Source organism: Alteromonas sp. AWQ4_252, from assembly GCF_056158205.1.
This window is the reverse complement of the sequence record NZ_JBSWSV010000001.1, coordinates 3,887,051-3,910,704: the sequence shown is the minus strand read 5'-3', so window position 1 is coordinate 3,910,704 and position 23,654 is coordinate 3,887,051. Positions and strand designations below refer to the sequence as shown.

The 23,654-nt window shown below is 43.7% G+C and carries 12 protein-coding genes; 6 read left to right on the top strand and 6 right to left on the bottom strand.

Features of this window, described 5'->3' with window-relative positions; translation table 11 throughout:
* Positions 1-245 precede the first annotated feature (245 nt).
* The 4 genes from ACXACM_RS17150 (at position 246) to ACXACM_RS17135 (ending at position 5,087) form a co-directional block, all read left to right on the top strand.
* Positions 246-1,994 (top strand): hypothetical protein, encoded by a 1,749-nt coding sequence (locus ACXACM_RS17150; RefSeq protein ID WP_474823263.1) that lies wholly within the window; start codon positions 246-248, stop codon positions 1,992-1,994.
* 2 nt (positions 1,995-1,996) lie between these two features.
* Positions 1,997-2,266, top strand: coding sequence for a hypothetical protein (locus tag ACXACM_RS17145; protein ID WP_474823262.1), 270 nt, complete (start codon positions 1,997-1,999; stop codon positions 2,264-2,266).
* Between the two features lie 129 nt (positions 2,267-2,395).
* Positions 2,396-4,741 (top strand): hypothetical protein, encoded by a 2,346-nt coding sequence (locus tag ACXACM_RS17140; RefSeq protein ID WP_474823261.1) that lies wholly within the window; start codon positions 2,396-2,398, stop codon positions 4,739-4,741.
* Positions 4,742-4,895: 154 nt separating this feature from the next.
* Positions 4,896-5,087 (top strand): hypothetical protein, encoded by a 192-nt coding sequence (locus ACXACM_RS17135; protein WP_474823260.1) that lies wholly within the window; start codon positions 4,896-4,898, stop codon positions 5,085-5,087.
* Positions 5,088-5,100: 13 nt separating this feature from the next.
* Here ACXACM_RS17135 and ACXACM_RS17130 read toward each other — a convergent pair whose 3' ends face one another.
* On the bottom strand, positions 5,101-6,288 hold the full coding sequence (locus ACXACM_RS17130; protein ID WP_474823258.1) for a sensor histidine kinase: 1,188 nt from the start codon (positions 6,286-6,288) through the stop codon (positions 5,101-5,103).
* Positions 6,289-6,761: 473 nt separating this feature from the next.
* Between ACXACM_RS17130 and ACXACM_RS17125 the strand changes: the two genes are divergently transcribed.
* Positions 6,762-9,347 carry an ATP-binding protein gene (locus ACXACM_RS17125; protein ID WP_474823257.1) on the top strand — a complete coding sequence of 862 codons (2,586 nt, stop codon included), beginning with the start codon at positions 6,762-6,764 and terminating at the stop codon, positions 9,345-9,347.
* Between the two features lie 150 nt (positions 9,348-9,497).
* On the opposite strand, the gene ACXACM_RS17120 is transcribed toward ACXACM_RS17125, so the two are convergent.
* Together ACXACM_RS17120 and ACXACM_RS17115 are read right to left on the bottom strand one after the other, a co-directional pair.
* On the bottom strand, positions 9,498-11,552 hold the full coding sequence (locus ACXACM_RS17120) for a YncE family protein (protein WP_474823256.1): 2,055 nt from the start codon (positions 11,550-11,552) through the stop codon (positions 9,498-9,500).
* Positions 11,553-11,913: 361 nt separating this feature from the next.
* Positions 11,914-17,433 (bottom strand): hypothetical protein, encoded by a 5,520-nt coding sequence (locus tag ACXACM_RS17115; protein ID WP_474823255.1) that lies wholly within the window; start codon positions 17,431-17,433, stop codon positions 11,914-11,916.
* 523 nt (positions 17,434-17,956) lie between these two features.
* Here ACXACM_RS17115 and ACXACM_RS17110 point away from each other — a divergent pair.
* The gene (locus ACXACM_RS17110; RefSeq protein WP_474823254.1) at positions 17,957-18,763 is read left to right on the top strand and encodes a DUF1206 domain-containing protein; all 807 of its coding nucleotides are present in this window, start codon (positions 17,957-17,959) and stop codon (positions 18,761-18,763) included.
* A gap of 10 nt (positions 18,764-18,773) precedes the next feature.
* On the opposite strand, the gene ACXACM_RS17105 is transcribed toward ACXACM_RS17110, so the two are convergent.
* The 3 genes from ACXACM_RS17105 to ACXACM_RS17095 all read right to left on the bottom strand — a co-directional run bounded on the left by ACXACM_RS17105 (position 18,774) and on the right by ACXACM_RS17095 (position 23,503).
* Positions 18,774-20,117 (bottom strand): serine hydrolase, encoded by a 1,344-nt coding sequence (locus ACXACM_RS17105; RefSeq protein ID WP_474823253.1) that lies wholly within the window; start codon positions 20,115-20,117, stop codon positions 18,774-18,776.
* A 63-nt stretch (positions 20,118-20,180) separates the two neighbouring features.
* The gene (locus ACXACM_RS17100; RefSeq protein ID WP_474823252.1) at positions 20,181-22,070 is read right to left on the bottom strand and encodes a putative bifunctional diguanylate cyclase/phosphodiesterase; all 1,890 of its coding nucleotides are present in this window, start codon (positions 22,068-22,070) and stop codon (positions 20,181-20,183) included.
* A gap of 251 nt (positions 22,071-22,321) precedes the next feature.
* Complete coding sequence (locus ACXACM_RS17095; RefSeq protein WP_474823251.1) at positions 22,322-23,503, bottom strand: GAF domain-containing sensor histidine kinase; 1,182 nt, start codon at positions 23,501-23,503, stop codon at positions 22,322-22,324.
* Between the last annotated feature and the right edge of the window lie 151 nt (positions 23,504-23,654).

Here is a 23,654-nt window from a genome sequence, read left to right as displayed (position 1 = left end):
ACAATTGTACACTAATAGTGTGACATGGGCTCATCTTTAAAGCGTAACTATAATGAGTAGGGAATTTCTGCGTTGAATTCGTGCGCTTTATTAATTCTTATTTCTAATGAAATTATTAATTAGTACTAAATTGTTAAAATTTATATTTTTTTATTTTTTAAGTTGACAGGTAATTAGTTTTTTGATTAGTTTTTTTTAGCTTTCTAGGAGTGGGTGTGCTTAACTTTTAAACGGGTGGGTATAAAATGGATTTTGAAAATTCAAATACTCTTTCTGAGTTGACTTCAGAATATTTGAATTCGTTAAAGCAGGGTGAGGATAGGGATGAAAAAGAAAGTGATCATAAAGGATGGGTTTTTCGATTTTTTCTTTTTTTCCGTCATTTACCTGGAAATAGAGTCGAAGAAGCTAGGTTGATTGAGGAGATTGAGCGGCTTCATTGTATTTTGAAAAAACTGAAGAATAAAACTAGAGGATTATTAACTGATAGTCAATTGAACTATCATGAAGAAGTAATTGAAAGGGTTAATCAAAAATTCAGTACATGGAACTCACCAAGAAGGTTGCTTGATAGTGCTCGTGTATATAAAAATCAGAAAAAACTATTGGATGAATTTAAGTTATTGCTCAATACTAGCAGAGAGTTAAGAGAAGTATACTTGCTTCTTTCGAATAAGCCTGAATTAAAGGAGGGGATAATATCTAAAAAAATTTCACAGTTAAGCAATATTCTTTATCAAGATGTAAAATTACTTCTTATCAGAATAGATGACGGAAAAGCTAAAGATTTTTTAAGTAAAGTTAAACCTTCAGATATTGAAAGGCAACACGAACGTCTCAGTCATGTCATCGATAAAAGAATTAAGAAGCTTGAAGGTTTAAATAGGACACTAAAAGTTGTTTGTCGCAAAGCTAATGATCCGGCAATCAGTTTTCTGAGGGTTTTGTCAGACAAGAGTGGTGTCGAGTCCGCATCAGTCGCTCTTTCTTTAATCGCAGCATCAGGTGCTTGCTTTAGTATTCCATATTATTATCACTTTAAAGAGTTATGGATTTTAGATTATTGGGTTGTAGAAGATTATTTCGACGCTGGATTGATTCCTTTTTTTATTATTTTTCCTTTTTTGTATATTTCAAGCGTATTGTTAAATAGGTCATGCAGGACTTTACTCAATGATATTGCAGAAGGCCGGGAAGGTTCTAAGCTAAGTGTTACTGCTCGTATATCTCCCGGAAAAACGTTGTTTATATTGATTATAATTTGTATGACTATAACAGTATATTACGGTTGTCGTAGAGGGATGGCTAAAGCCGAAGAAATAATTCAGGATGAATACGTTGTTACCAACCAAAAAGATAAAATCGAAAAGACCATGCTTGTCGGAACAAGTGCCCGAGCCGCATTTTTTATTATATGTACATCTAAAGAAAAATGTCGTGCAAATGGTCCTAATTCGAAGCTGATGGTATTGGATAGAGCTCAGGTTTTGTGCCATTCAAAAGGTAAGGACAACGATAGTTGTTTTACTCAGTTAGTCAACACTCCTCCCAATACTATCGAAGAAAAATTTTTGCCTCTCGTTATATATGATCGTTTAAGTGTGGAAAGCGAAAAAGTAGATAATGCAAGTATTCTTTTAGATACTTACTTACCTTGCAAAACGGTTAAAAGCTCTCAAGTAATAAGGTTTATATTTCGAGAGCCTTACGATAATCCTATAGTATACGAGGATCAGGCAGTCCAGCTGATAAGAGAACTCAATAGCTTAAAATCCATGGAGTTTAGTTATTTATTAGCTGTAGGAATGGCTTCATATGAAGGAAAGGCCGACTACAATCTGAATCTTGCTAAGGTAAGAGCCGAAAAAGTGGCTAACGTTTTGAAGGAAGAATACAAGGTTTTTTCCCAAACATTGGGAGGCTTGCCTTTCAGAGGTGGTGACTATAAAGATTATAATAGTGATAAGCGTGTTGATATTTTTTTATGTAAGTGAGCATGACAGTCTCAGCGGCTAAATATGACGCCGACGGTGCGGGCCGCGAAACTGAAAGCTCCGTAAATGAATACATCGACATTGCACTGTTTACCGGCGACCCTGAAGATGTATCTGGAAGTACTGAAGTGCTTTACAACCAAAAGCACAAACTTGTTACAGGCGAAAATACCATTACGGTGACAGTGGACGAGAAGCCTGTATATGTGGGGGTGGATCCTTTCGTTAAAATGATCGACAGAGACAGCGGCGACAATGTGATTAAGCTGTAAAGTCCGTCAGTAAATTCCCCACAACTGCTGTGGCGCTTGCCTTACAATGGCAAGCGTTCCAGTAGATATAATGCGCATTTTTTGTGCTAAACTTGCTGCATCGAATTGGTCAAACATGAGAGGGATATCATGACCAGGCAAATCACTCTTCTCGTCTTTATCACTTCAGTAATGCTATCTGCCGCTGCCAACAGTGCGATGGAATTTATTCCAGAAGCCAATGTACGTGCGCCTTATGGTACTAAAGGAGATAGTTGGTCTCTATACTGGACGGGCATTTGTGCGCCAAGAGTTGGGGTAGATGTTGGTTATATGGGGCCAGCATTGCTTCGCGATAAAAAAGCGGAGGTTATTGCTTATCTACATGATTCCATCAAGTACGTTTTGGCGAAATGTGCAGATGTGGAAACCGTGCACGTCCGGGTATTTGGTGGAAAAAAAGAACAGCCCACTGGGCCTGCCATGTGGCGTCTTGAAATGCACAAAGCGGATGATTGGGCGGCAAAAAAAATGGTGTGGTTTGGTGATGGAAAAATTGCTGAACTGCATCAACAAGGAGCCGTAGCCGTTGAAGGCGGTTTGGTATTTCGACGTGCTCTGCTGTGGATAGATGAAGATACCGTACGCGGAATTTATGGCCCGAAGTTCGACGGTAAGTTGGTGGGAGAATCGTTTTCAAAAAAGATGAATGCCAATGCAGATAAGCCCAGTGTGGATTACTACGAAGTTAAAGGTTACTGGTATGAGCTAGGGTATTTTCCTAAACAACCGGTTTGTGACCAACCCCGCGATGGCTATCCTCAATGGGGCAGTTTTACATTGCGAGTTACCCCGTATGGTTCAAGCTCTTACCTTGATCGCACCTTCTGTGTTGATAGCGGTCAAGCCGGAAAGAGTGAGCGCATAATGCTGAGAAATCCTTTCAATACGTGGTTAAGCGAGCAGAAATACCAATCAGTGAATGACGCAATGAGAAGTACGGATGGTTTAAAGCAGTTAGCTAATCAGTTAAGTACAATGGCTATTTCTGAAGGGATGGACGCAGAGGGGTTTTTGGCTCAACGTCAGCCGTTATATCAAGATGAAAATTTAACGATTTACGCCAGAAGCCCAGAATATTGTATCGAGCGTTCGTTCGACGTTTATTACCCGGGCAGTAGTGAAGAACGGGAGAGCGCTTTTCATGGACAGTATAAAGAAGTCGTCGGCGCTACTTTGAACAGACTATTGCGCGAGAAGTGTAAAGAGGCGACGAAAGCTCGGGTCTATAACGCGCAGCTTGGAAGTGAAAAGCCCTGGGATAGCCATACTTTCCAATTTAAACCACTGACCAAAGCTGAACAATATCTCACACTTACGTACCCAAGGGTGGTTGATTACCGTGCTTATGATGAGGCTCAAGCGTACGAACAACGAAAAGAACAGAATCACTTTGGAGCCCGGTGTGAAGATCTCCCATTTTGTGACTTACCTGCGGGTACTCTGCTCAATGCTATTTATCGTGGCGACAGCACGCTCCTAAAGCAGGCAGAACTGCGTCACCAAAAAGAGTTTGATTCCCGGTTCGGGAAGCTTTCTTCCGATCAAGCCGCAGTGGTTAATCTTCTCAAACGCATTGCCAATCATCAATATGGTGTGGGCCTGATGGTAATGGCCGCCAACAAGTATATGTATGATTACCCTAAGTGGGGAGAGCAGTGCTTTGCCACAAACGCCAGCGCCAAAACATTTGTTGAAACCGTTGACTCCAGTTTAACAATCAATTTTGATGGCAGTATAGATTCAGAGCCCGGTGAGCAAAAGCAGGTGACCTATAAGACTAACGCTGAGTTTGTCGATCTTCGTGACCGTATCGGCCCCACTTACATGGGCGCACCATCGAAAAATAAAAAAAGCCTAACAACCAGCTATCGACTACTACTGGAAGGCTTAGAAAGTATGCAGCGCAACTACGACTGTAACAGCAAAGAAGTAAAACAGTTTGAGCAAAATCTTATCCGGTTTACGCAACTGCAAATGGCAAAAAAAACTCTAGACGCTCCCGTTAAGCTTCCCTCAGAGCTAGAATCAGAGCAAGATCGAGAACCAGAACATCCCCAATCATCAGTGTCGGTTAGCTCATCAGAATCCGAAGTCGCTTTCGAACAAGACTCGCCAGTTCCTATTTCTCCGAACAATACCGATGAACCCAGTAATAGGAGAAATGAACCGGTAGAGGTTGAACAAACTGCGTCATCACAACTAAGCCCCCAACAAAAACAGCAGGCAATGGTAAAAGAGCTTGAAGCCTTGTCTGACTCTTACACCCAACTCATGGAGCAAAAGCAGGCAGACCTAAAGCAAGATTTAAATAGTGCAAACAGCGCCCAGCAGAGAAACAAGATAATGATGGATTTTCAAGCGGATATGCAAAAGGTACAGATGGAGGCCAAACGTCAGACCGATGAAGTTAAGCGTAAATATCAGTACCATTAGCAGATGATTTGTTGGCAGCTATTATTGAACTTTTTAACCGCTTCAGCTTTATTTACTACCTTATGTGCCAATTAACTAATCTGTGTAGCTTGGTTACACCTAAACGGTTTTACCGTCTGATGTCAGTTTGGTGAATAGTCGAAAGAGTCCAGTGATGAACAAACCGTCAAAAGTGAAACGTAAAACCTCGCCGTTCTCACGTATAATGGCGAAAGGACAAGCCAGGGCAGGGTATAAACCTACTTCTGGGGATTTGCTTATGCAGTTAAGTGAAAATGATCACAAGCGTATCGCCACGCTTATTGCCAAGTGGCTTGAAACAGATAATTCCCGTAACACCAAATAGCACTGAAAAGGTGTTAACCCTTGGGTAGGGTAATCGTAAAACAAGTTCCCTGGGCACTTGTATTCCCGGGTTTATCGATTTTTTCGGGCGGTGGTGATATCGCGTTTATTTCGCCACCAAAGCTGTTAACAAAGTTTTTCACGATAGTTAAGCCATAACCAAGACCCAGCTCTGAAGCTGTGCCTGGTGTCGATATATTCTTTTCCACGGTGAACAAGTGTTCCAGCTTTTCACTGGGTATGCCGACACCACCGTCGGTGAGGGTAATTTTCACAACGTCGTTGTCTTGTGCTGCCTCAAGGGTTATCTCGCCGGACTCGTAAGAGAATTTGATGGCATTCGACAGTAAGTTCGCCATGATTTGATGCGTGAAAACACCTGGATCCACACACACATATATCTTCGATAATTTCTCTGGATCGTAGTTAAAGTTTAATGATTTATGATCTAACTTTGCGTTGAAAAGTGAGAGTAGAACGCTTACGCAGTCTGCCAGGCAATAGCGCTGCTTGTTTATATTCAAAGGTTCATTTGCCAGCATATACATTTGCTGAACCCGTTTTGTCATGTCAGTAAGCGACTGACTCGCTATTTCGATGTTGTCGATGTGTCTTTCCAACGCGTCTTTATCGGCTTTGAGTGCCCAAGTAGCGGCAGAGATACTGGCTAGCGGTGGGCTCATATCGTGAGTCATCACCTTGAGCAGCATACTGACATTCCCATGCTGAGCAGCCAGTTTGCGTTCATATCGCTGTTGCATAATCAGGTGAGCGTACATCATGATGGTGTTAATAAAAATCCATCCAAAAACCATAATCGACTGAAAAATGGGTGTCATATTACCAGCGCCGTTGCCTGGAAAGTCAAAGCCGGAAACATCCATTATCAACAATGTGGCACATACGCTGGTTGTAATGGTTGCCCAGACCATTAACCCACGCATACCTGTGATGATCCCCGCCAGCGTGGGCAAAATACCAAACCAGATAAGGATGTAACTATTGAAGCCTCCTGAGTAAACAGCAGACACCAATTGATGACTCATGCCTGCGGCAAGCATGATGTTGGCAATGACAAATACCCGGTTGGAAAAGCGAAAAAGCAATGGGGTAAGCAGATGTATTATTGATGCGACAAGGCTAATGATCTTCGGTGCGGCGCTACTCATGAATACAAACGATATTACTACGTAAGTCCACATGAATATGCCGGTACATAATACGGTGATGAGATGCGCATGCATCACCCTGGGGTCGAGATCGTTTTGTTTTAATCTATCTGAGGCGATAAAATTAAAGACCGCCCAATACCACCTTATGAGCCACGCATGTGACTTATTGCTTGTATGCGACATCAAACACTCTACTGCATTAAATGAATCTCCTAATTTACGGGTTTTGCATCGCGAATGCCACAAAGCAGTTATTAACAAATATTGCAAAATATCAAATTACAGACATTCAACTAATTAAACTTCCATCATACCTTATGGAAAAGCTGCCAAAAATTATCATAGGGTCTTGCTAATCTGTTTTCCAAAACACACGCACCTCATGATGCGCATAAGCACCTAATTTCTGACACTTAACGCAAATACACAGCATCATGATATAAATTGGGTGTTATACTTTAGTCTATGTTGGCAGGCTTGGTATTAACCCTAAGAGATCCCTTGTGTTCAATAAAGTTTCGAAATCTGAGTGCTTCATTTTTATTTTTTGCTTTTTCTTTATAGGTATCCTGGCCTTACTTGCCAATATTCTATGGATGGAAACAAAACGCTTCAATGAAACTGCCATTAGTCAGCAGTTTGATATGTTGCAAACTGACTTCCAGCATCAAATTAATAACGTTATTTCTGAAGCAAGCGCGATTGCCATTCAGGAAAGTAAAAGTGTGCTGATAAATGACGCATTATCTGATGAAAAGGCGAAGGGTTATTTGACGTCACATTGGTCTGCACTGTTTGACGTGTACCCTGCATTACAACAAATTCGCTATATAACACTGGATGGACAAGAGCAGCTCAGGGCAGATAAGTCGTCAAACAGATTAATTTGGCGAGAAACACAAGAGCTACAGAACAAAGCTAACCGGTATTATTTTATTGAGGCCGTAGAATCGGCAAAAGACTTTTACATATCGCCGTTAGATTTGAACAAGGAACGGGGCGTTATAGAGCTACCTTATCGCCCGACAATACGCAGCGTCGCCAAATACCGCGTCAACGGGGAGGTGGTCGGTTTAATTGTACTTAATTTTGATCTCCGTGACGTATTTGCTCGTCTGAACAAGCTTCAAATGAATGTCGCCCATTGGCTTATTAATCCCGAGGGCTTTTTCCTTGCGTCTCCAGACGATAGTGCCTGGGGATGGTTGCTCGATAAACCACAAAATCAAGTTAGCATGCAATTCCCGGGTTTCAAAAATCGATTCAACGGGACTGAAGCTGATATCCCGGATGTAGCGTTCTTATCACGGTTTAGCTATGGCGTTATTCCTGTGAGTAACGACAATACGGACTTTACAGATATTGAAGATGAGTATTATTGGTTGGTCATGGAAAAACCGGCTGATGTCGTGGCTTACGTGGAGCGCACGAAACTGTTTATCTGCACTGGTTTTATTGTGGCCGTTTTATTTTCGCTCGGGCTGGCTTATACCTTGATTCGATTGCTCCGCCAGTTACATCTGGAAAAAGAATTGGCCATTTCGGCGAAAAATAAAGCTAACAACGCAGAAAAAGCAAAAGCAGATTTTCTTGCAAGAATGTCTCATGAAATCCGAACACCGATGAATGGCGTGTATGGTTTACTGCAAATTACACAGGGTGAGCGGAATTACAAAACGATAAACGACAATTTAGAACAAGCGATCACGAGCTTTTCTTTGTTAAGCCGCATTATTGATGATGTGCTCGATTTTTCGAAAATTGAAGCGGGTAAGCTCGATATGGTTGAGGCTCCATTTCGCCTCGATAGCTTGCTAAACCAGGTTGGCAAGATGATGAGTCGTGCTGCTTATGGTAAACATATTGAGTTATGGATTGATGTTGATCCTACGTGTCCTAAACATGTTATAGGCGATGCAGTAAGGCTTAACCAAATCATCAGTAACCTCATTAGCAATGCTGTGAAGTTCACCTCTCGTGGAGAAGTAAATTTAAGAGTGGATTTGCTTTCGGATCATGACGACATTGTTCAATTGGGCTTTGAAGTTCAGGATACCGGCATAGGTATGACTGAGCAGCAAGCTAGTCAGGTGTTTAGCGCTTTCACCCAAGCGAGCAGAGATACCAATAACAAGTTTGGCGGCACCGGGCTTGGACTGAGTATCGCTAAACAACTTGTCGAGATGATGAACGGCAAGATTGGTGTGGTCAGCCAGCTTGGCAGGGGCAGCAAATTTCATTTCAACGTAGAACTGAAAAAAGCCAGTAGAGAACAGGAAGCGCTATTGTCAGAACAAGACTTAGCCGTATACCAAGCCATTATTTTTACCCAGAATGTGAATGTAGAAACCGGTATTAAGCGTCAATGCTCGGTACTCGGATGGCCTTCTTTTGCAGCCAGAAGCATAGAAGAACTGTCATCGCACAAAACGTCCAATAGCTTACCGAGGGTAATCTTAATTGACGAGGCTATCTTGGAAGAAATTAATAAAGAGGCGTTATTAAACTGGCAAAAGGCGCAAGAAAAAACCACACACTTAGTCATCGTTTCCCATAACAGTAAGGGGTTTGACAACAACACCCTTGTTTTATTCGATGAGCTTCTTTGTAAGCCATTCACACCTTCTACGTTGTACGATACTGTCGCGTCTTGTAATGCTGAAAACGATACTTCAACAGATGAAAAGCGAATAGAGAATAACGAAAAGCGTCTTATTAAAACACTTATTCTTGTGGTCGAAGATAACCCGATAAATCAGCAGGTGGCAGGCTCTATGCTAAAAGAGGCGGGCGCTATTGTGAAGTTCGCCGAGAATGGAAAAGAGTGTGTAGACCTGTTAGAAAGCGGGTTTAAACCGCACCTTATTTTAATGGATATGCAAATGCCTATTATGGACGGCATTGAAGCCACCGAGCATATTCGCAATAACCCCGAGTGGGACAGTATTCCTATTTTGGCGATGACGGCTAACGCCATGGAAGCAGATAAAAAGTACTGTTTAGATGCGGGTATGCAGGGACATATAGCTAAACCTGTAGTCAAGCAGGAACTTATTGCTTTGGTGAGTGCGCGTTTGCACAAGGGGTAGGTAATAGCTGCGCCTTAACACGTCTATGCATAAAGAGATAGAAATGTTGAATGTGCGCTGGACTTTCTGATAATTACTCATTGGGAACAGCGCATAGTTAACGCCGGTGCAGGACTTACCCAGTACAGTGACACCGGCGTCATTATTGCCTTAGTTATTGAGCAGTATGCTGACTGACTCAGGCGCCGGGTACATGGTGCTGAACGTCGGAGCTATATCTCCCGAAGCTGAGTTCAGGATGTTGTCAAAACGAAGGATCATCCCGTTCGACTTCTCAGCAACATACACGTGACCATTACTCAGCATAAGATCTACCGGGTTACCTAACATTGAATTAGGCCCAGCTATATTCACGGACACATTCGTTAGCCCGTCGGCATTGCCTGCGCCAGGTATGACATATAATTTACCGTCCGTCGCATCGGCCGCACTGCCAACATCTGAAATCACTAGACTGTCGCTCTGACTGTCGTAATCTATACCATGAATGTTTGTTGGTGCACTAAAGGCCGTCCCTGCGGAGGCTGGAATTATAAGGCGATCTTCTCCCATTAGTTCGGTTTCTCCACCCATCATTCGCTGCACTACATCTTCAAAAACGGCTACTGTTCCATTAGTCAGGGCCAGATATGCGCTGTCAGAAGCGGGGTCGTAATCTACGTCCCATGGACGGGCACCGGCGTCGGCTTCCAATGTTAATAAGGGGGCAACGTTACCCGATGCACAAGGTGAAAATACGCGAACGGCAGGTGTTGCTTCATTTACGTCTGCGACGAAAACGAGGCCTTCATTTGATGCGATATCAAGGCCTTTAGGTGCAATCAATCCCGTGTCGCTGCCAACTATCATATGGTCGTAGCTATCGCTGTACATCATACCATCGCGCATCGTTTTTAGGCGATTGACAACAATGAGACCTCCGGTAGTCGTATCCGGATCATCAAAGGTAATTACCCCATCGCCACTGGCAGTATAAGATGCACTTTCAATACTCATTCCACTGTCAAAGGTACTTAGCTGGCTCGATAATACCGTACTGTACATGGCAACCTGTCCTGTGGTTTCGCTATCAGAGGAGGGGTTGCTGGAAACAGACAGACCCATAATAGGCATGGTTGTTATGCCATCATCAGAGGCGTCCATCATGATTTCTATATCGGTTAACTCTGCCAGCGACTCAGGCTTCGTTGACGGCGTTGACAAGGTGGGCGCTACATCGCCACTCTCACCGCTGAAGATATTAGAGAAAACCAGAATGGCATCGTTAGACTTTTCCGCTACACGTAAGTCGGAACCTGTGAGTACGATATCCACAGGGTTACCTAGTTGCGTTGATGCACCACCGATACTTCTGGTGGGTACCACTGCACCATCTGCTGAAGATACGTTTTCAAGCACGAATATCTGACCGTCGTCTGCAACTGCAGCATCACCTACGTCGGAGAGTATCATACGGTCTGACATTTCTTCGTAAACAATACCGTGAAGGTTAACTGAGATTTGATTTCCGTCTGCATCAGAGGGTACCACTGCGCGCATCACAGAGGGAGCAAAACCAGACTCTGCCACATCATCGTATACAGCAAGCGTACCGTCAGTCAATGCAACAAATAACCTGTCACTTTGTTCGTCATAAGCAAGATCCCACGGCTTAGCAGACGTCATAATTTCAGCAACAGGAGCAACATCTCCCGCTGCCTGACTGCCGAAAACACTTATCTTCTGACCGTTAAAGTCTGCAACCATAATGAGCCCCGCATCTTCAGCAAATGCGATACCTTTGGGGTTCACTAGCCCGGTAGTTGACCCTGTGATTTGGAGGTTCATGTCCATACTAATGGCTTGATTATCAAATTTGCACAGAGTAGTTAGCAGCGGTAAACCACTGTCGCCAGCTTGAACTACGGCTCCACTTTGCGTGAAAACAATACCTTCGTTGGCACCGGTAGTCACAGTACTCAGGGCGTTTGCGTTTTGGTCAATTGTTGTGACGGTATCACGATTGTCGTCGCCGTTATTCGCTACAAGGAAGGTAGAGGACGTGAACCCCGGCATTCCATCCTGACCTGGCGCGCCATCTTGTCCCGGAGCACCATCTACTCCATCTGAGCCATCGTCCCCGTCGCAGGCACTTAGGGCAAAGACCATCGCAGTTGTCAGAAGTGATAATGTAAATTTGCGCTGTGTTGTTTTACTGAATCCCATTCTTATCTCCGTTCGTGTTTTATGATGAAGAGACGCTTTTTTCGCCAGGAAGGCGATAAGTGCTGCTCACGCCCTGTTCAACAAGCCAAACGCACGAAGGATTCAAATGGATGCAAATAATATTGAAAAGTTTTAAGTTTTTATTCTTTTTCTTTCAACTGATTGAATTAATTAAAAAATTATAAATTTCGATAAGTCCCTGTACTTGCATGATATTACTGCATATTGCAGGAAACTGTTTGATGATGATTAAATACTGCGGTGATTTTCTGGCTATAACGAAGGCTCGCCGGAAGCTTTTTAGGGCAAATAAAGCAGAGGGGAGCTGGCCCCCCTCTGCAGATTTAGTTGACTAAGATATTTATACCAGGGCAGGTGGAACTGGCCACTGATCATCAATCATTTGTTGGTTTACAGCCTGGAAACCGCCAATTCTATTTAAACCGTGATCAACATAATGATCGGCTTGAACAGGGCTGGTCTTAACTTCGTTTTCCATGCCTGTGCGTTGGGTGAAAAGACGATCGACACCTCTGTTCATCAAATCGTTCTCAATGGCAGGAGAGTTGTGCCCGTCTGCTGGAATGTCGTCCCAAAGTAAAGCATGTCCGATTTCATGGCTGAGGGTTTCGCCAACTAACCGTCCATAAATGGTTGTTGCAATATTAATCAAGGCTGGATCTGACGCAATAGCGTCATCCAATTCAATTATTAACGCTTGGGTTTCTGTATCCACGTCGATGGCACTGGGTTCACTGTACATTCCTGGATACAATTCAATCGTTTCATTGAAAGTATCTCCAGAGCCGCCACCGAAAGTAACGCCCAGATTTTGTGGATCTTTATTTTTAATTGTGGCACTTACCACATTTCCTGCTGGTACGTGAGACGGCAAAGTGTCAGCGTATGGTGGAATTTGCCAGTAAAGCCTTACATTGGCGTTAGCTAGAAGATGCGCGGTAACGCGCTTCATTTCATCTACTATGGCCTGCTTGTGCCCGCTCAACTTTATATCGGTAAGAGCTTGATCGAATGCTGCGACATCTTCGGTAATGGTAATGCATTGAGGTACAGATAATTTCAGTTTTGTACTCGCTATAACGTTACCGGTGCTGTCATAAAGACTTAAATCTAAATCATGTAGCCCAGGAACAACGCCTCGAATAGTGGTGGTTTTCGCAGTAGGGTTATCAATCTTCAAAGCTCCCGCATCCGGACTTGTCCATTTTAGTGTGGCGCCAGTCGGCGCATAGTTGTAATCCGCTGATACCTGTATAGCCAGACTGGTGTCTGTACTGGACGGATTAAAAGCTCTGTTTTCTGCAGTAGCCGTATTCCCACGTAGTACGATGACGGGGGGATTGCTGGTTGAACTACTGGCATCAGGTTTACTGACCTTGATGGTTTCTAGTTCTCCATCAGAGGATTTCTTCTGATATTCAACCTCCAGTTCAGGAGAGTTCAGCCCTTTTTTCGCCTCCTCTGCAATTTGTTTGGCAGTAGAATCCTTGTCGCTATCTTTGGCCTTACTGAGGTTTTTAGCGGCATCATTATATGAACTTAACACCTGTTTGATTTGTTCACTGGCGTCTTCATCACTCAGGTAGCCTTCCTTATTGAGCTTCTTGATTTGTTCGATTTGCTTCGTCCCATCTCGTTTTTGATTCGCCATAACCGCCAGGTTGGCAAAGTCTTTAGAGATAGACGCCAGATCTGTTACCTGCTTAGACGTGGTTTGTAGCGCTCCCAATGCATTGGCTTGTGTACCCTCGATGCCCGTAATATCGTTAAATGCATTGCCGTTTCCAAGCAAGCTGTACGCTTCAGCAAGTGAAGTTGGGACAGGGGCTGCAGGTGCCGTTTGTAAGTTAATCAGGTTAGCAGGCAGATCCTTAACTTGTAAGTCTCCTGGATCTGTTCGACGACTATCTGTGGATACCGGATTAATTTCCGGGGAACTGTTGCCACAGGGAACCTCGGTGAAGCGCCAATGGCGACTTTCGTCAATAGTTTCACAACTGTTGCATTTACCCATCACTGATTCAGCATACACCCCTTTCGTGGGAACGCTGATTCGATAGGGATCGGGAGGGGTTGTGGGTTTGTAGTATTCGAATAAGTCTTCTACCGTTCTGAACACAGGGTCTAAACGCTCACCTGGTATGACTTTAAGGACCAGGTTGTTCCCAACCACGCCCATGACTTTGTTTTCTACCACACTCGCGACGCTTCGCCCGCCACTATTGGGCGCAATAAAACCATCAAGTAAACCAAACAACCTGCTAGCGTCCATGCTGCTCCAAATGACTTTATGAGCGAACTCCAGGTTTTCATTTAAGAAGTGAACCAGTGCCTGAGCGGCTTCTTGATCTTCTTTCTTCGGATTGATGAGTTCGCTGTTATTCATCGGCGTATAGATAAGTGCAGTATCAGTACTTTCCACAGTATCAAGATACTTATTTGTACTGATAACATCGTTGTTTAAGCGGTTATTTCTTACTATGTAATCAGTGCTGTAATGGGTTCGATAAGACAAATACATGGAACGAAGAATAATGCGCGACGAGCTTTTTACTTCGGTGTTGGCTCTTATCAGCAAATGCTTGCATTCCCGTCGGGTAATGTTCTGTGTTGAAGCACTTGCAACGCCAATTCTCAGTGGCATGCCTTTAGAGTAAGTCGATAATAAAGTGAAATCGAGATTGATTTCCGTTTCCACGCCTTGTTCGTTGATCGCAAACACCGATAGGGTGTCGATGAACTTGCGGACAATTTCACCGGCGTACTGCTCTTCAAACAATGCGTCTTTTTCACTGTCGGTCAGCTCCCGTTCAATATTAAATTTCATTATTCCGCCAAACCATGGGAATACGCTACCTAAATCAAATTCTTCTGTTTTAGTGGCTTCTTCAATGGTGGAAATGTAAGGCCGGGATAGCTCGAAACTCATGGTGAAATAGCCGGAGAACGACTCAATTTTTTCATCAGCATAACTACTATTAGGCAAGTCGGCGTTTACGTAATTGGTTTGTATGCGCTCTATTGCACCAAAGCCCTTGCGTAATTTGGTGCCATACATACTTTTCTGCAGCGTATTTCGCCAGCGCAGTATTTTGTCGTAGTCAAAATCACTCATGGGCATTGGAACGAACAGACACTCCTGCACATCAGCGAGATTTTGTTCAATGGCGTAGTGTTTGAGCACCTCAAAATATTCAACGGTAATGGCGTGGCAGTGATTGTGATTCTTTACAATTTCTGTTTGTGCCGTAACGGTTTCGTCCTGCCGAACGCTTTGCACAGTCGTGTTGCGTTGGCTTCTTAAACTAGAAGCAGATTGAGAGGTGGTATCTTGTAAGCTGTTTAGTGCGTTGGCACTCAAGTTTCTTGAACTGTTCTGCGACGCTGTGGTTGTAGATGTAGCGCCTGAATGAGCAACACCACCGGCGACACCGAATACCACGCCATTAAGGAACCCTCCGATACCACCGCCAATACCTGCAGACGTAGAGCTGGTTTTATTTCTGGAATGGGCGTTCATGCTCTCGTTTAAGGAAGAGTTCATGATTTCGGTGATGTCTCTGTCACGGGAGATTGTCGATTGCAATTGTTCTATTACATCCTGAGACTCGTCTCTTTGCGCTTGTTCCTGCCTATCCCAATCTACAATGGCGATGCGTTTTTCCTGACAAGGGGCAAGCGGCAAACTGTAAAGTAAATCACCCAGAGAATAGCCATCGGCTTTCCACTGTTGTTTGAAATGCAAAATATGGCCATGGGCGATGGTGGTATTTTCATAGACAGTGGGGGTGTCATCCCAATCAATACTGTTTTCAACCGACAGTTCTACCCGGCCTGGATGGTTCTGAATATAAGCCTGTTTAAGACGTTCCACGTAGTTTTGGCTGGCGCTAATTTGTCTCCGTAGTTGTGTTAGTGTGGCGCGTATTTCATCATAATTTTCAATGAAATAATCGTCCACCAGTTCAACGCCAAAGTTGGTCCCAGACATATAAAAACGGTAATACTCTTCAAGCAGGTTGATAAATGCAGAAATACTGTCAACAAAAACCTGATAATAGCTTTCAATTTCAATGATTTCACCCAGAGAAAAAATGCGCGTGTTCTTTAACGTGTTGCGGATCTCATTGAATTTTTGCATCAGACACATGATGCCCATGGTTTCCTTAACTGGCGCAATAGGGCAGGGTTCAAAACTCAGCGTTTCATTGTTGACATAATTTGCCAGTTCGATAGCCATTCTGCGCAGGTAACCGAGTAACACTTCCTGTGCTGCGGATTCTGCAGTTTGTTTGTCGACGTTAACAATGGTTTCTTCAAGTTTTTTTGCTGCATTTTTTACTGTTTTACTGTCTATTCGCTGACTGCCAATGATCATCTCAATTTCTGCTACAGCGGCTTTGTAGGAGGCTTGTGTAATGCTGTCGAACTTTACATAACCTGCAGACTTCACAACATGACCTAAAATGGACTGGAGTTCAGAGCGATCAATGCCTGCTTCTGCGGCGAATTGTTCACAAAAAGACTTTTCTTCCTGCACCCCGTTTTTCCCACAATACGCTGCGGCCAGTTTTAAATGGAGCTCTTTTAATCTGGCTTGTCTTCGCCGTTGCGCAAGGATCAGTTGAATCACATCTGAATAGTGAAAGCCTGGTTTGGCTTCAATCAACTCTGAACTGCGTAAACTAAATTGCTCTCGAAAGCCAATATCCAGCTTTAACACATAATTGGAAGTGAGCGGTTTCGCTGCCTGATAGGTGTTGCCAACATTGAGGTTTGTATAAGCCTTTTCCACGCTCTTCATTTCCGCGGTGTTTGTCGAGGGATGTTTTAGATCGGCTTCGTGGGAGTCATCTTGTTCGATGGTAAAAGGCATAATTGATAAAGAACCAAAGGAAGTTTTTAACCGGGAAAGCACAGCAAATGCACTTTCAGACACCTGAAAAAGCTGGTTCTTTATTCTTTTTGAATCGTTACTGTTAATCGTAAACCCACGAATTTCCGGTTCCGTCGTTCTCACCGTTTGGAAATAGCTGAATTCTTCGAGTGTGCGACTAGGCACCGTAAAATCGACGCACGTGCCCCCAAGATCTTGTGAGAATGAAGATGAGTTCACAAGATCAGTGCTGTCTGGCAAGCCGGGTACAGTACTATCACATCCGCAGGATGCTGACTCATCCAATACTGACAAATCGGCAACCAAAATTATGTTTGACGGCAAGGTGTTGTTTTCAATGGGAATGGTAATTGGCGACGATTCCAAACCTGCGATAAGGCCAAAAGCCTGGGCAACGGTGCCGTTTTTAGCTTGGGCATAAAAATAGCCGTCTTTGTCACTGGTGGTTGTTGCAACTGCCTTGTATGCTGAAATGTCGAAGTTTTGCTGGCTGTCATGATGGGTAAAGATAACGATTTGTAAGCCAGCGTTTTTGTTTTCGCCAGATACATCGATGACCCGACCGTTTATTTTCTTGAACGCTGAAACTGAGGGCGATAAGGCATTGAATTCAACAACGTGGGGGTTTATTTTAAGCTCAATGGGAGTGCTGGTGTCGTCAGCAGCAATGTTAATATCTGCGGCATTCAGGCTGCCATAACTATACGTCTGTCGTCCTATCATTGCGCCACTCGGTGAGAATGCTTCAATAGTGACGAGTTCGTTTACCACTAAATTTCCTGGTGGAACAAAAAACCTGAAATCACCGTTTGGTTCTACGTCAACGCGATCATTTGAAAATACCGCCTGGCCACTGATTTCCTGGCTAAAACTGACTTTTAGAAAATGACCCTGGTATTGGTCTGTGATAGACAATCCTGGATCTGATGGCACTAATTGGCCATTAACACTCATTGCACTCATGCTAGTCTCCTTATGCAACATGGTAGAGTCTGATGAATCTACAAGCGACAGGCAGCATAAGCGCGCCGATATCCGGGCACTTTACATTTATAAAGAATCGACTTCCCAGCAAATACAAACAACTGCACGTTCCTTTGACTGTTACTTGTAAACGATTGGGCTAGAGAATAGTAAGCAAGGATGCAAATCCTTGAACATCAACACTGCTTACTCTAAGCCCAATGAGAATAGTAGAGGTCGACCACTTGGTCAATATCGGATTGGTTAAATTTTAATCTTTTTTTGTTGTTGTCGCTTTCTGTAGTTCGTGCCAGTGATAATGTCCCACCAGAGAGACGAAAAAGGGGACTGAGGATCGTGGAATAGAAAATTAAATTAGATGTAAAGCAAGGTGTAAACCAGAGAGGTTTGTTTGTCACATCTATTAAGCGTAAGTAGTGTGAATGATGGAACGATACTTGATGGCATCTTAAGTTCACAAATCTAATGCGCCGTTTATTTAACCAGGGATATATCATTTACCATGACTTCAAAATTGCATGAAAACATAGCCCGTGCCGGGTATAGCGCGAAAACAGTGATGTACTCCATGCTTGGTATCTTTATTCTATCGTTGGTAATAAATACGCTCAACCGTGAAAAAGCCTCCCAGTCACACGTGTTTTCAACGCTTAAAGAACAGCCTTTCGGCCAGGTAATTTTAGGTTTGTTGATAGTCGGCTTGGCCTGCTACGCATTGTGGCGGTGGTTACAGGTATTTTATAACCGAAGAGAAAGTGACGAAAATAGATTCCTGTTTTATATCAATCAAATGTTTTTCGTAGTATCTGGTTTATTCCACTTTGGTGCTGCCTATTTGGGCGCTAAAACTTTACTTAGTATCGGCAGTAAAAAGTCGGGTCAGAGCAACGGCGAGCAAACCAGTGAATATTTGTTGCAGTACGAATGGGGCATTTTTGCGGTCGCAGCTATTGGCGTTTGTGTTTTGATCTTCGCTTGTGTGCAATTTAAGCATGCGGTAACAGCGGATTTCATGGGAAAGTTCTCTCCTAAAGCCCTTTCCGGCCATGTTAAAACCAGTATTTTATGCTCCGGGCGAGTGGGTTATGCAGCACGAGGCATCGTTTACATTCTGGTAGGTAGCTTCTTCGTAATTTCGGCTGTGAATTCAAACCCGTCCCAGGCGGGTGGCCTACGACAAGCGCTGTCCACGCTAATGGAGCAACCCTTTGGCCCGTATCTCATTATGGGGGTAGGCGCAGGATTTCTGCTATTTGGTATTTATTGTGGCTTGGAAGCGAGACACCGCAATATTGGTAACGTGCACTGAGATATGCTCGCTACTCTTTTGTAAAGAGATAGGATCCGCCACCTTGATGGAGTGTAAAGCCGTCAATGCTTTCGCCCTTATCATCGGATGCAAACTTTATAACGATACCTGCAGGCGTGAAACGAAATTCAGATTTGGAGTAAGGCGTGAGAGGGAGCGGCCCTTGCCCGGTAGCCTGAGCGATAAGTTGATCGCCTTTTACTGTTATAGTGATTTTTAGTGGCAGTTGCTGAGTTGCGTAAGTGCCTTTGTATTGATGTAGTTGACTTGTTGGCAGCGAAACAGGGCTTGCCGTAAAATCGGGCAATGCATATTCACGGCCGAAAAACAGGCTTAACATGGCAATACTGATATCATTAAGTGAATAATTCAGCCCATTAGCGACGATTGAAAAGGCAACGCCGTCTTTTTCAAAATAAGACGCTTGAGCACTGAAACCGTCGATAATGCCGTTGTGTCCATAGGCGGTTTTATCGTAAAACGGGAATTGAAACAAACCCGCACCTAAACCATCTTCAATGGTCTTCATTTCAGATAAGGATGCATTTGAAATGAGTTTACCTGCAAACAGTCCTGAGAAAAAAGCGGTCACGTCCGACGGTGTTGCAACAATAGCACCAGCACCGTGTGGAATTGACAAGTGGGTATTGCTGGCAGGTAGCCAGCCTGTTCCTTGGTAGGTGTAGGATTTTGCCAAATCACCCTTAGTCACTGAGTCCGCCTTAGTACCGAAAACAGTATGCGTCAGGCCCAGTTTACTGGTTATACGTTGTTGCAATTGGTTGTGATAGCTATCATCAGTAACGCTTTCGACAATATATCCCAATAGTAAGTAGCCTGAATTGGAATATTTTCCGCCGCTGCCTGGCGTGAAGTCGCTATCTAGCGCAGACAGTATCTTCACCATTTCGCCCTGAGTTTTTGCCTGCGTCATGTAACTACGGAATGCTGCTAAGTCGTTGAAGTTGGCAATACCACTTCGATGACGTAGCAGCATCGAAATGGTTATTGCACTGGCGTTCTTAATGTTGGGATAAAATGTGTCTAATGTGGTGTCCGGCGACAGTTTGCCTTCTTCTATCAACTGAAAAATCATGACGGCGGTGAACACCTTGGTAATCGAGCCGACCCTGTACAGTGTGTTGGTCGTTGCTTGCTGTTTGGCATTTACATCAGCAAACCCCACCGCTTTTTGATAAACAGGCTCACCTTTTTCCATAATAGCAACGCTTACCATGGCTTTGTCGTGGCTGGCAAGTGAGTCTAAGTAGCTATCCATTTTGGCGCTATCGAAATCTCGAGCTGAAACACCAAAAACAACAAGTAGTGCAAATAAACTGAATACCTTTCTCACGATAATGTCCTTATTGTGTGGGGGGCAAGTTTAAGTTACAGGGCGCCTGCCTGAGAAGCAAGTTTACTCTTTTATCATAGAGAGAAAATCATCCCACGGTAGCGGGCGGGATAAATAGTAACCTTGTGCCCAGTCGCAGCCTAGTGCTTTCAAATGAGAAAGTTGCGCTTCAGTTTCAACCCCTTCCGCAATCACCCGCAGGTCATATAGCTTTGCCAGGTTTTGAATTATCATAACCATTTTATTGCGGGCTTCGCGTTCAGAAAAGAGATCGTTAACAAACGAACGGTCTATCTTCAAACAGTCAGCAGGGTAACGAATGAGCTGACTAAACGCAGTATAACCGGTGCCAAAGTCATCCAGTGCAATAGACACGCCTAATGCATCCAACGCTTCTAACGTTGCTAAACACGCCGCATCGTCCGCGACAAAGGCCGTTTCAGTGACTTCGAATTCCACGCTCGAAGGCGCTACATTATGATGTGTAATCAATTGTTTTACCTGTTCGGGAAACTGTTCATTGTGCAATTCCACGCCCGAGATATTGATACAGGCTTTGCCGGTAAATTGATGTTCTTTTTGAAGTATTGCTACTGCTTCGAGTGCGTTGTCGATAACCCATAAATCGATGTCTTTAATAAGTCCGGTAGCTTCTGCCACTGGTATAAACTCATCTGGTCCTGTTCCGGCCAATTCAGGGCCGTGACATCGAAGTAGTACCTCAAACGCCACAATTGAATTGTCTTTGCAGTCAAATATAGGCATATAAACCAATGTAAAATGCTGCTCACTTAATGCTAGTTTCAATCCGTATTCAATATGCTGGCGTTGTCGCAATGATTCCGCAATCGCTTGGGTAAAGAATCGAAAGCAATTGCGACCATTGGATTTGGCATCATACATCGCCGCATCGGCCTGTTGCAGCAAGCTAGATGAACTACTGGCGTCATCCGGGTAAACGGCGATACCAATGCTAGCGTAAACCCTATGGGTGATGCCATCGACCTCGAAGCCGCCGTCGAAAATATTTAAAATACGGGTGGCTACCTTGCTGGCATCCAATGGTTCGTTGATATTGGGAAGTAGCACTACGAATTCATCCCCTGCGAGTCTTGCCAATGTATCGCTTGGTTGGGATAGCAGCCTATCACCAGGCCGGATCGAATCCCATAAGCGCTCACTGAATTTAAGTAACAGTTGGTCTCCTGCTTCGTGTCCGTACTGATCATTCACTTGTTTGAAATTATCTAAATCGATATACAGTAACCCCACGCGCTGCTTGTCCTTTTCTGCCCTGGCAAGAAGTCGTTCCAGATTTGTTTTTAAACTCCAACGGTTTGGTAGCCCTGTTAACGTATCGTAAAACGCCATCTTCCGGATGTCATCGTCATGCAGTTGCAATATCGTGTTGTAAGCTTGTTCTTCAGATCGTAGTGCTGCCAGGCAAATACTATTTAATGCCAGCATTGTTAAGATGAAGCGAATAGATTCAACTATCGAGTAACTGGTCATTAGTAGCGCAGACAATGGTGTAAACAGCAAGAGAATGCTGAATATGGTAAACAAAGTGAACATTGCCACGGCAGGCCAGAAACGATTGATAAATAGGTTTATGGCCGCAATCGGGTAAACCCATAAAAGCCCTGTGTTGTCTTTGCCACCTGTCATTATTAGACACATGGACAGGACGAATAGGATCACACTCAATATTGAGGCCGCGCGCTCAACATTGTCGGTTTTCTTTAATATGTAAAGATTGAATAATCCAGCCAGGGCGTTAACAAGCAATATAGCACCCAGGACCTGATTGCCATCAAGTAGGCTAAAACTACCCAACGCAACCAGAAACAGTACCCCGAGAACGGTCAATACTTGGCAAAGCCTGTAACGACGGCGATATCTAACGGCCATCATTTCTTGTTGGCCTGCAGTGCCTTTCCGTAGGTTAATCATTTCTGAAAAAAAGCGTCCAATGTGATCTAAGTTAGTGCGGAATCATTAACAACACAAATTGCTATTGTAAATATAAGATCCATATTAAATAGAATAGTCTAGAGCACCCAGTCGTTCAAAGTAGACTTTATTACTAGAGTGTTTTGATCTTTGCGATTCTTTTTACAGCAGCGCATGCAGCAACGGATCAATCTTTACAATTAACAAGAATTGGTCTGAACTAAGAACGTGACAGTAAGCAGGGCTTCAATTTAACCCATGCGTAAATTCGCAGAAAAAGTAAATACTGTAGCTTGTTCAGTTGATACTACGGTTAATTTACCCTGATGAGCCTTCGCTATTTGCGAGGCGATAAATAAACCCAGTCCTAAACCACCTGAGTGTTTGGCATGTTGGTTACGCCAGAATGGCTCGAAGAGCTTTGCTCTGGTTTCTTCGGGTATTGGTGCTCCCCCATTGGCAATACTAAGAATAAATACCCCGTTCTCTACACCTGCATATACATTGATAGGTAAAGATGAATCACCATGTACGATGGCATTGACTAACAGGTTAGACAACAACTGACCGATGCGTTGGGGGTCGCAATAAAAAGTGCCGTTAATCTGAATGTTGTTATTAATAAGGCACTCTGGGTGCAATGTTTCCAATTCGCTGACAGTGTGAGTTAACACCGATTGCAGGTCATTTGAAGGTTTTGCATTAAGCGTAATGCCTTTGCCCATTTTTCCATGGGTGAAATCCATGAGATCACTCACCAATCGTTTCATTTTATTGACACTATTATCCATACGCTGAAGTACCGCCTGGCTGGTAGAATCTGAAACGGCCTCGGTAAGAAAATCCAGGCCCATTTTTAGCGATGAGAGTGGCGTGCGAATATCGTGGCCCAAAATGGCAATATACTGTTCCCTTAATTTCGCGGCTGACTGTTCATCGTAAAGTGCAGATTGGGCCGTGTTTAGCTGGTCGTTTACTTCCAACTGACGAGAAATTAGCTCGGCAAACGACGCGATTTGGTTATCTATTTTTACTGTCTTAAGTACCGTGGGGATAGGGTCAAGCCCACAAAGCGTGCCAAAGAATGAACCGTCGGTGTTGTATATGGGGTAGGAAAAGTAACTCTCGAAACCATACATGACAGGAATGGGGCTGGTTTTGTAATAGCTATCTTTTGAGGCCTCTTCAATGACAATCGCTTTGGCAGATTGCCGGACCTGGCTGCAAAAAGTAGTTTGAATTTCAAGCTCGTCGCCGGGTTTGAGATTGAAATTTACCTTGTCTAGCACCGAGCACATTGTCCAGCTATCTTCCGTTACTCTAGCCACACAAATAAATCGTAAGCCTGTAGCTTCAGACAAAATATTCATAATGTGTGGTACTGCCTCAATAGCTTGAATTGCTGCAATATCTTGTTGAATGGCCTGTCGCATGATGTTTCCTTTGTGCTTCGCGGTTGTTGTATTTGAATCGCAGAAAATTATGGCGTGAGCGGTGAGGGAATCTTTTGAAAAATACACCATAATGACGAAGCCGGTTCAGATTATCAGACTATTAATAAATTTGCCTGCCTATAGTCGCTAA

What these genes read in the sequence shown, in the direction of transcription:
- ACXACM_RS17140 (WP_474823261.1), top strand. Translation starts at nt 2,396, where the DNA reads ATGACCAGGCAAATCACTCTTCTCGTCTTTATCACTTCAGTAATGCTA.
- ACXACM_RS17095 (WP_474823251.1), bottom strand. Translation starts at nt 23,503, where the DNA reads ATGCGACAGGCCATTCAACAAGATATTGCAGCAATTCAAGCTATTGAG.
- ACXACM_RS17145 (WP_474823262.1), top strand. Translation starts at nt 1,997, where the DNA reads ATGACAGTCTCAGCGGCTAAATATGACGCCGACGGTGCGGGCCGCGAA.
- ACXACM_RS17130 (WP_474823258.1), bottom strand. Translation starts at nt 6,288, where the DNA reads ATGTGGACTTACGTAGTAATATCGTTTGTATTCATGAGTAGCGCCGCA.
- ACXACM_RS17110 (WP_474823254.1), top strand. Translation starts at nt 17,957, where the DNA reads ATGACTTCAAAATTGCATGAAAACATAGCCCGTGCCGGGTATAGCGCG.
- ACXACM_RS17115 (WP_474823255.1), bottom strand. Translation starts at nt 17,433, where the DNA reads ATGAGTGCAATGAGTGTTAATGGCCAATTAGTGCCATCAGATCCAGGA.
- ACXACM_RS17100 (WP_474823252.1), bottom strand. Translation starts at nt 22,070, where the DNA reads ATGATTAACCTACGGAAAGGCACTGCAGGCCAACAAGAAATGATGGCC.
- ACXACM_RS17150 (WP_474823263.1), top strand. Translation starts at nt 246, where the DNA reads ATGGATTTTGAAAATTCAAATACTCTTTCTGAGTTGACTTCAGAATAT.
- ACXACM_RS17120 (WP_474823256.1), bottom strand. Translation starts at nt 11,552, where the DNA reads ATGGGATTCAGTAAAACAACACAGCGCAAATTTACATTATCACTTCTG.
- ACXACM_RS17135 (WP_474823260.1), top strand. Translation starts at nt 4,896, where the DNA reads ATGAACAAACCGTCAAAAGTGAAACGTAAAACCTCGCCGTTCTCACGT.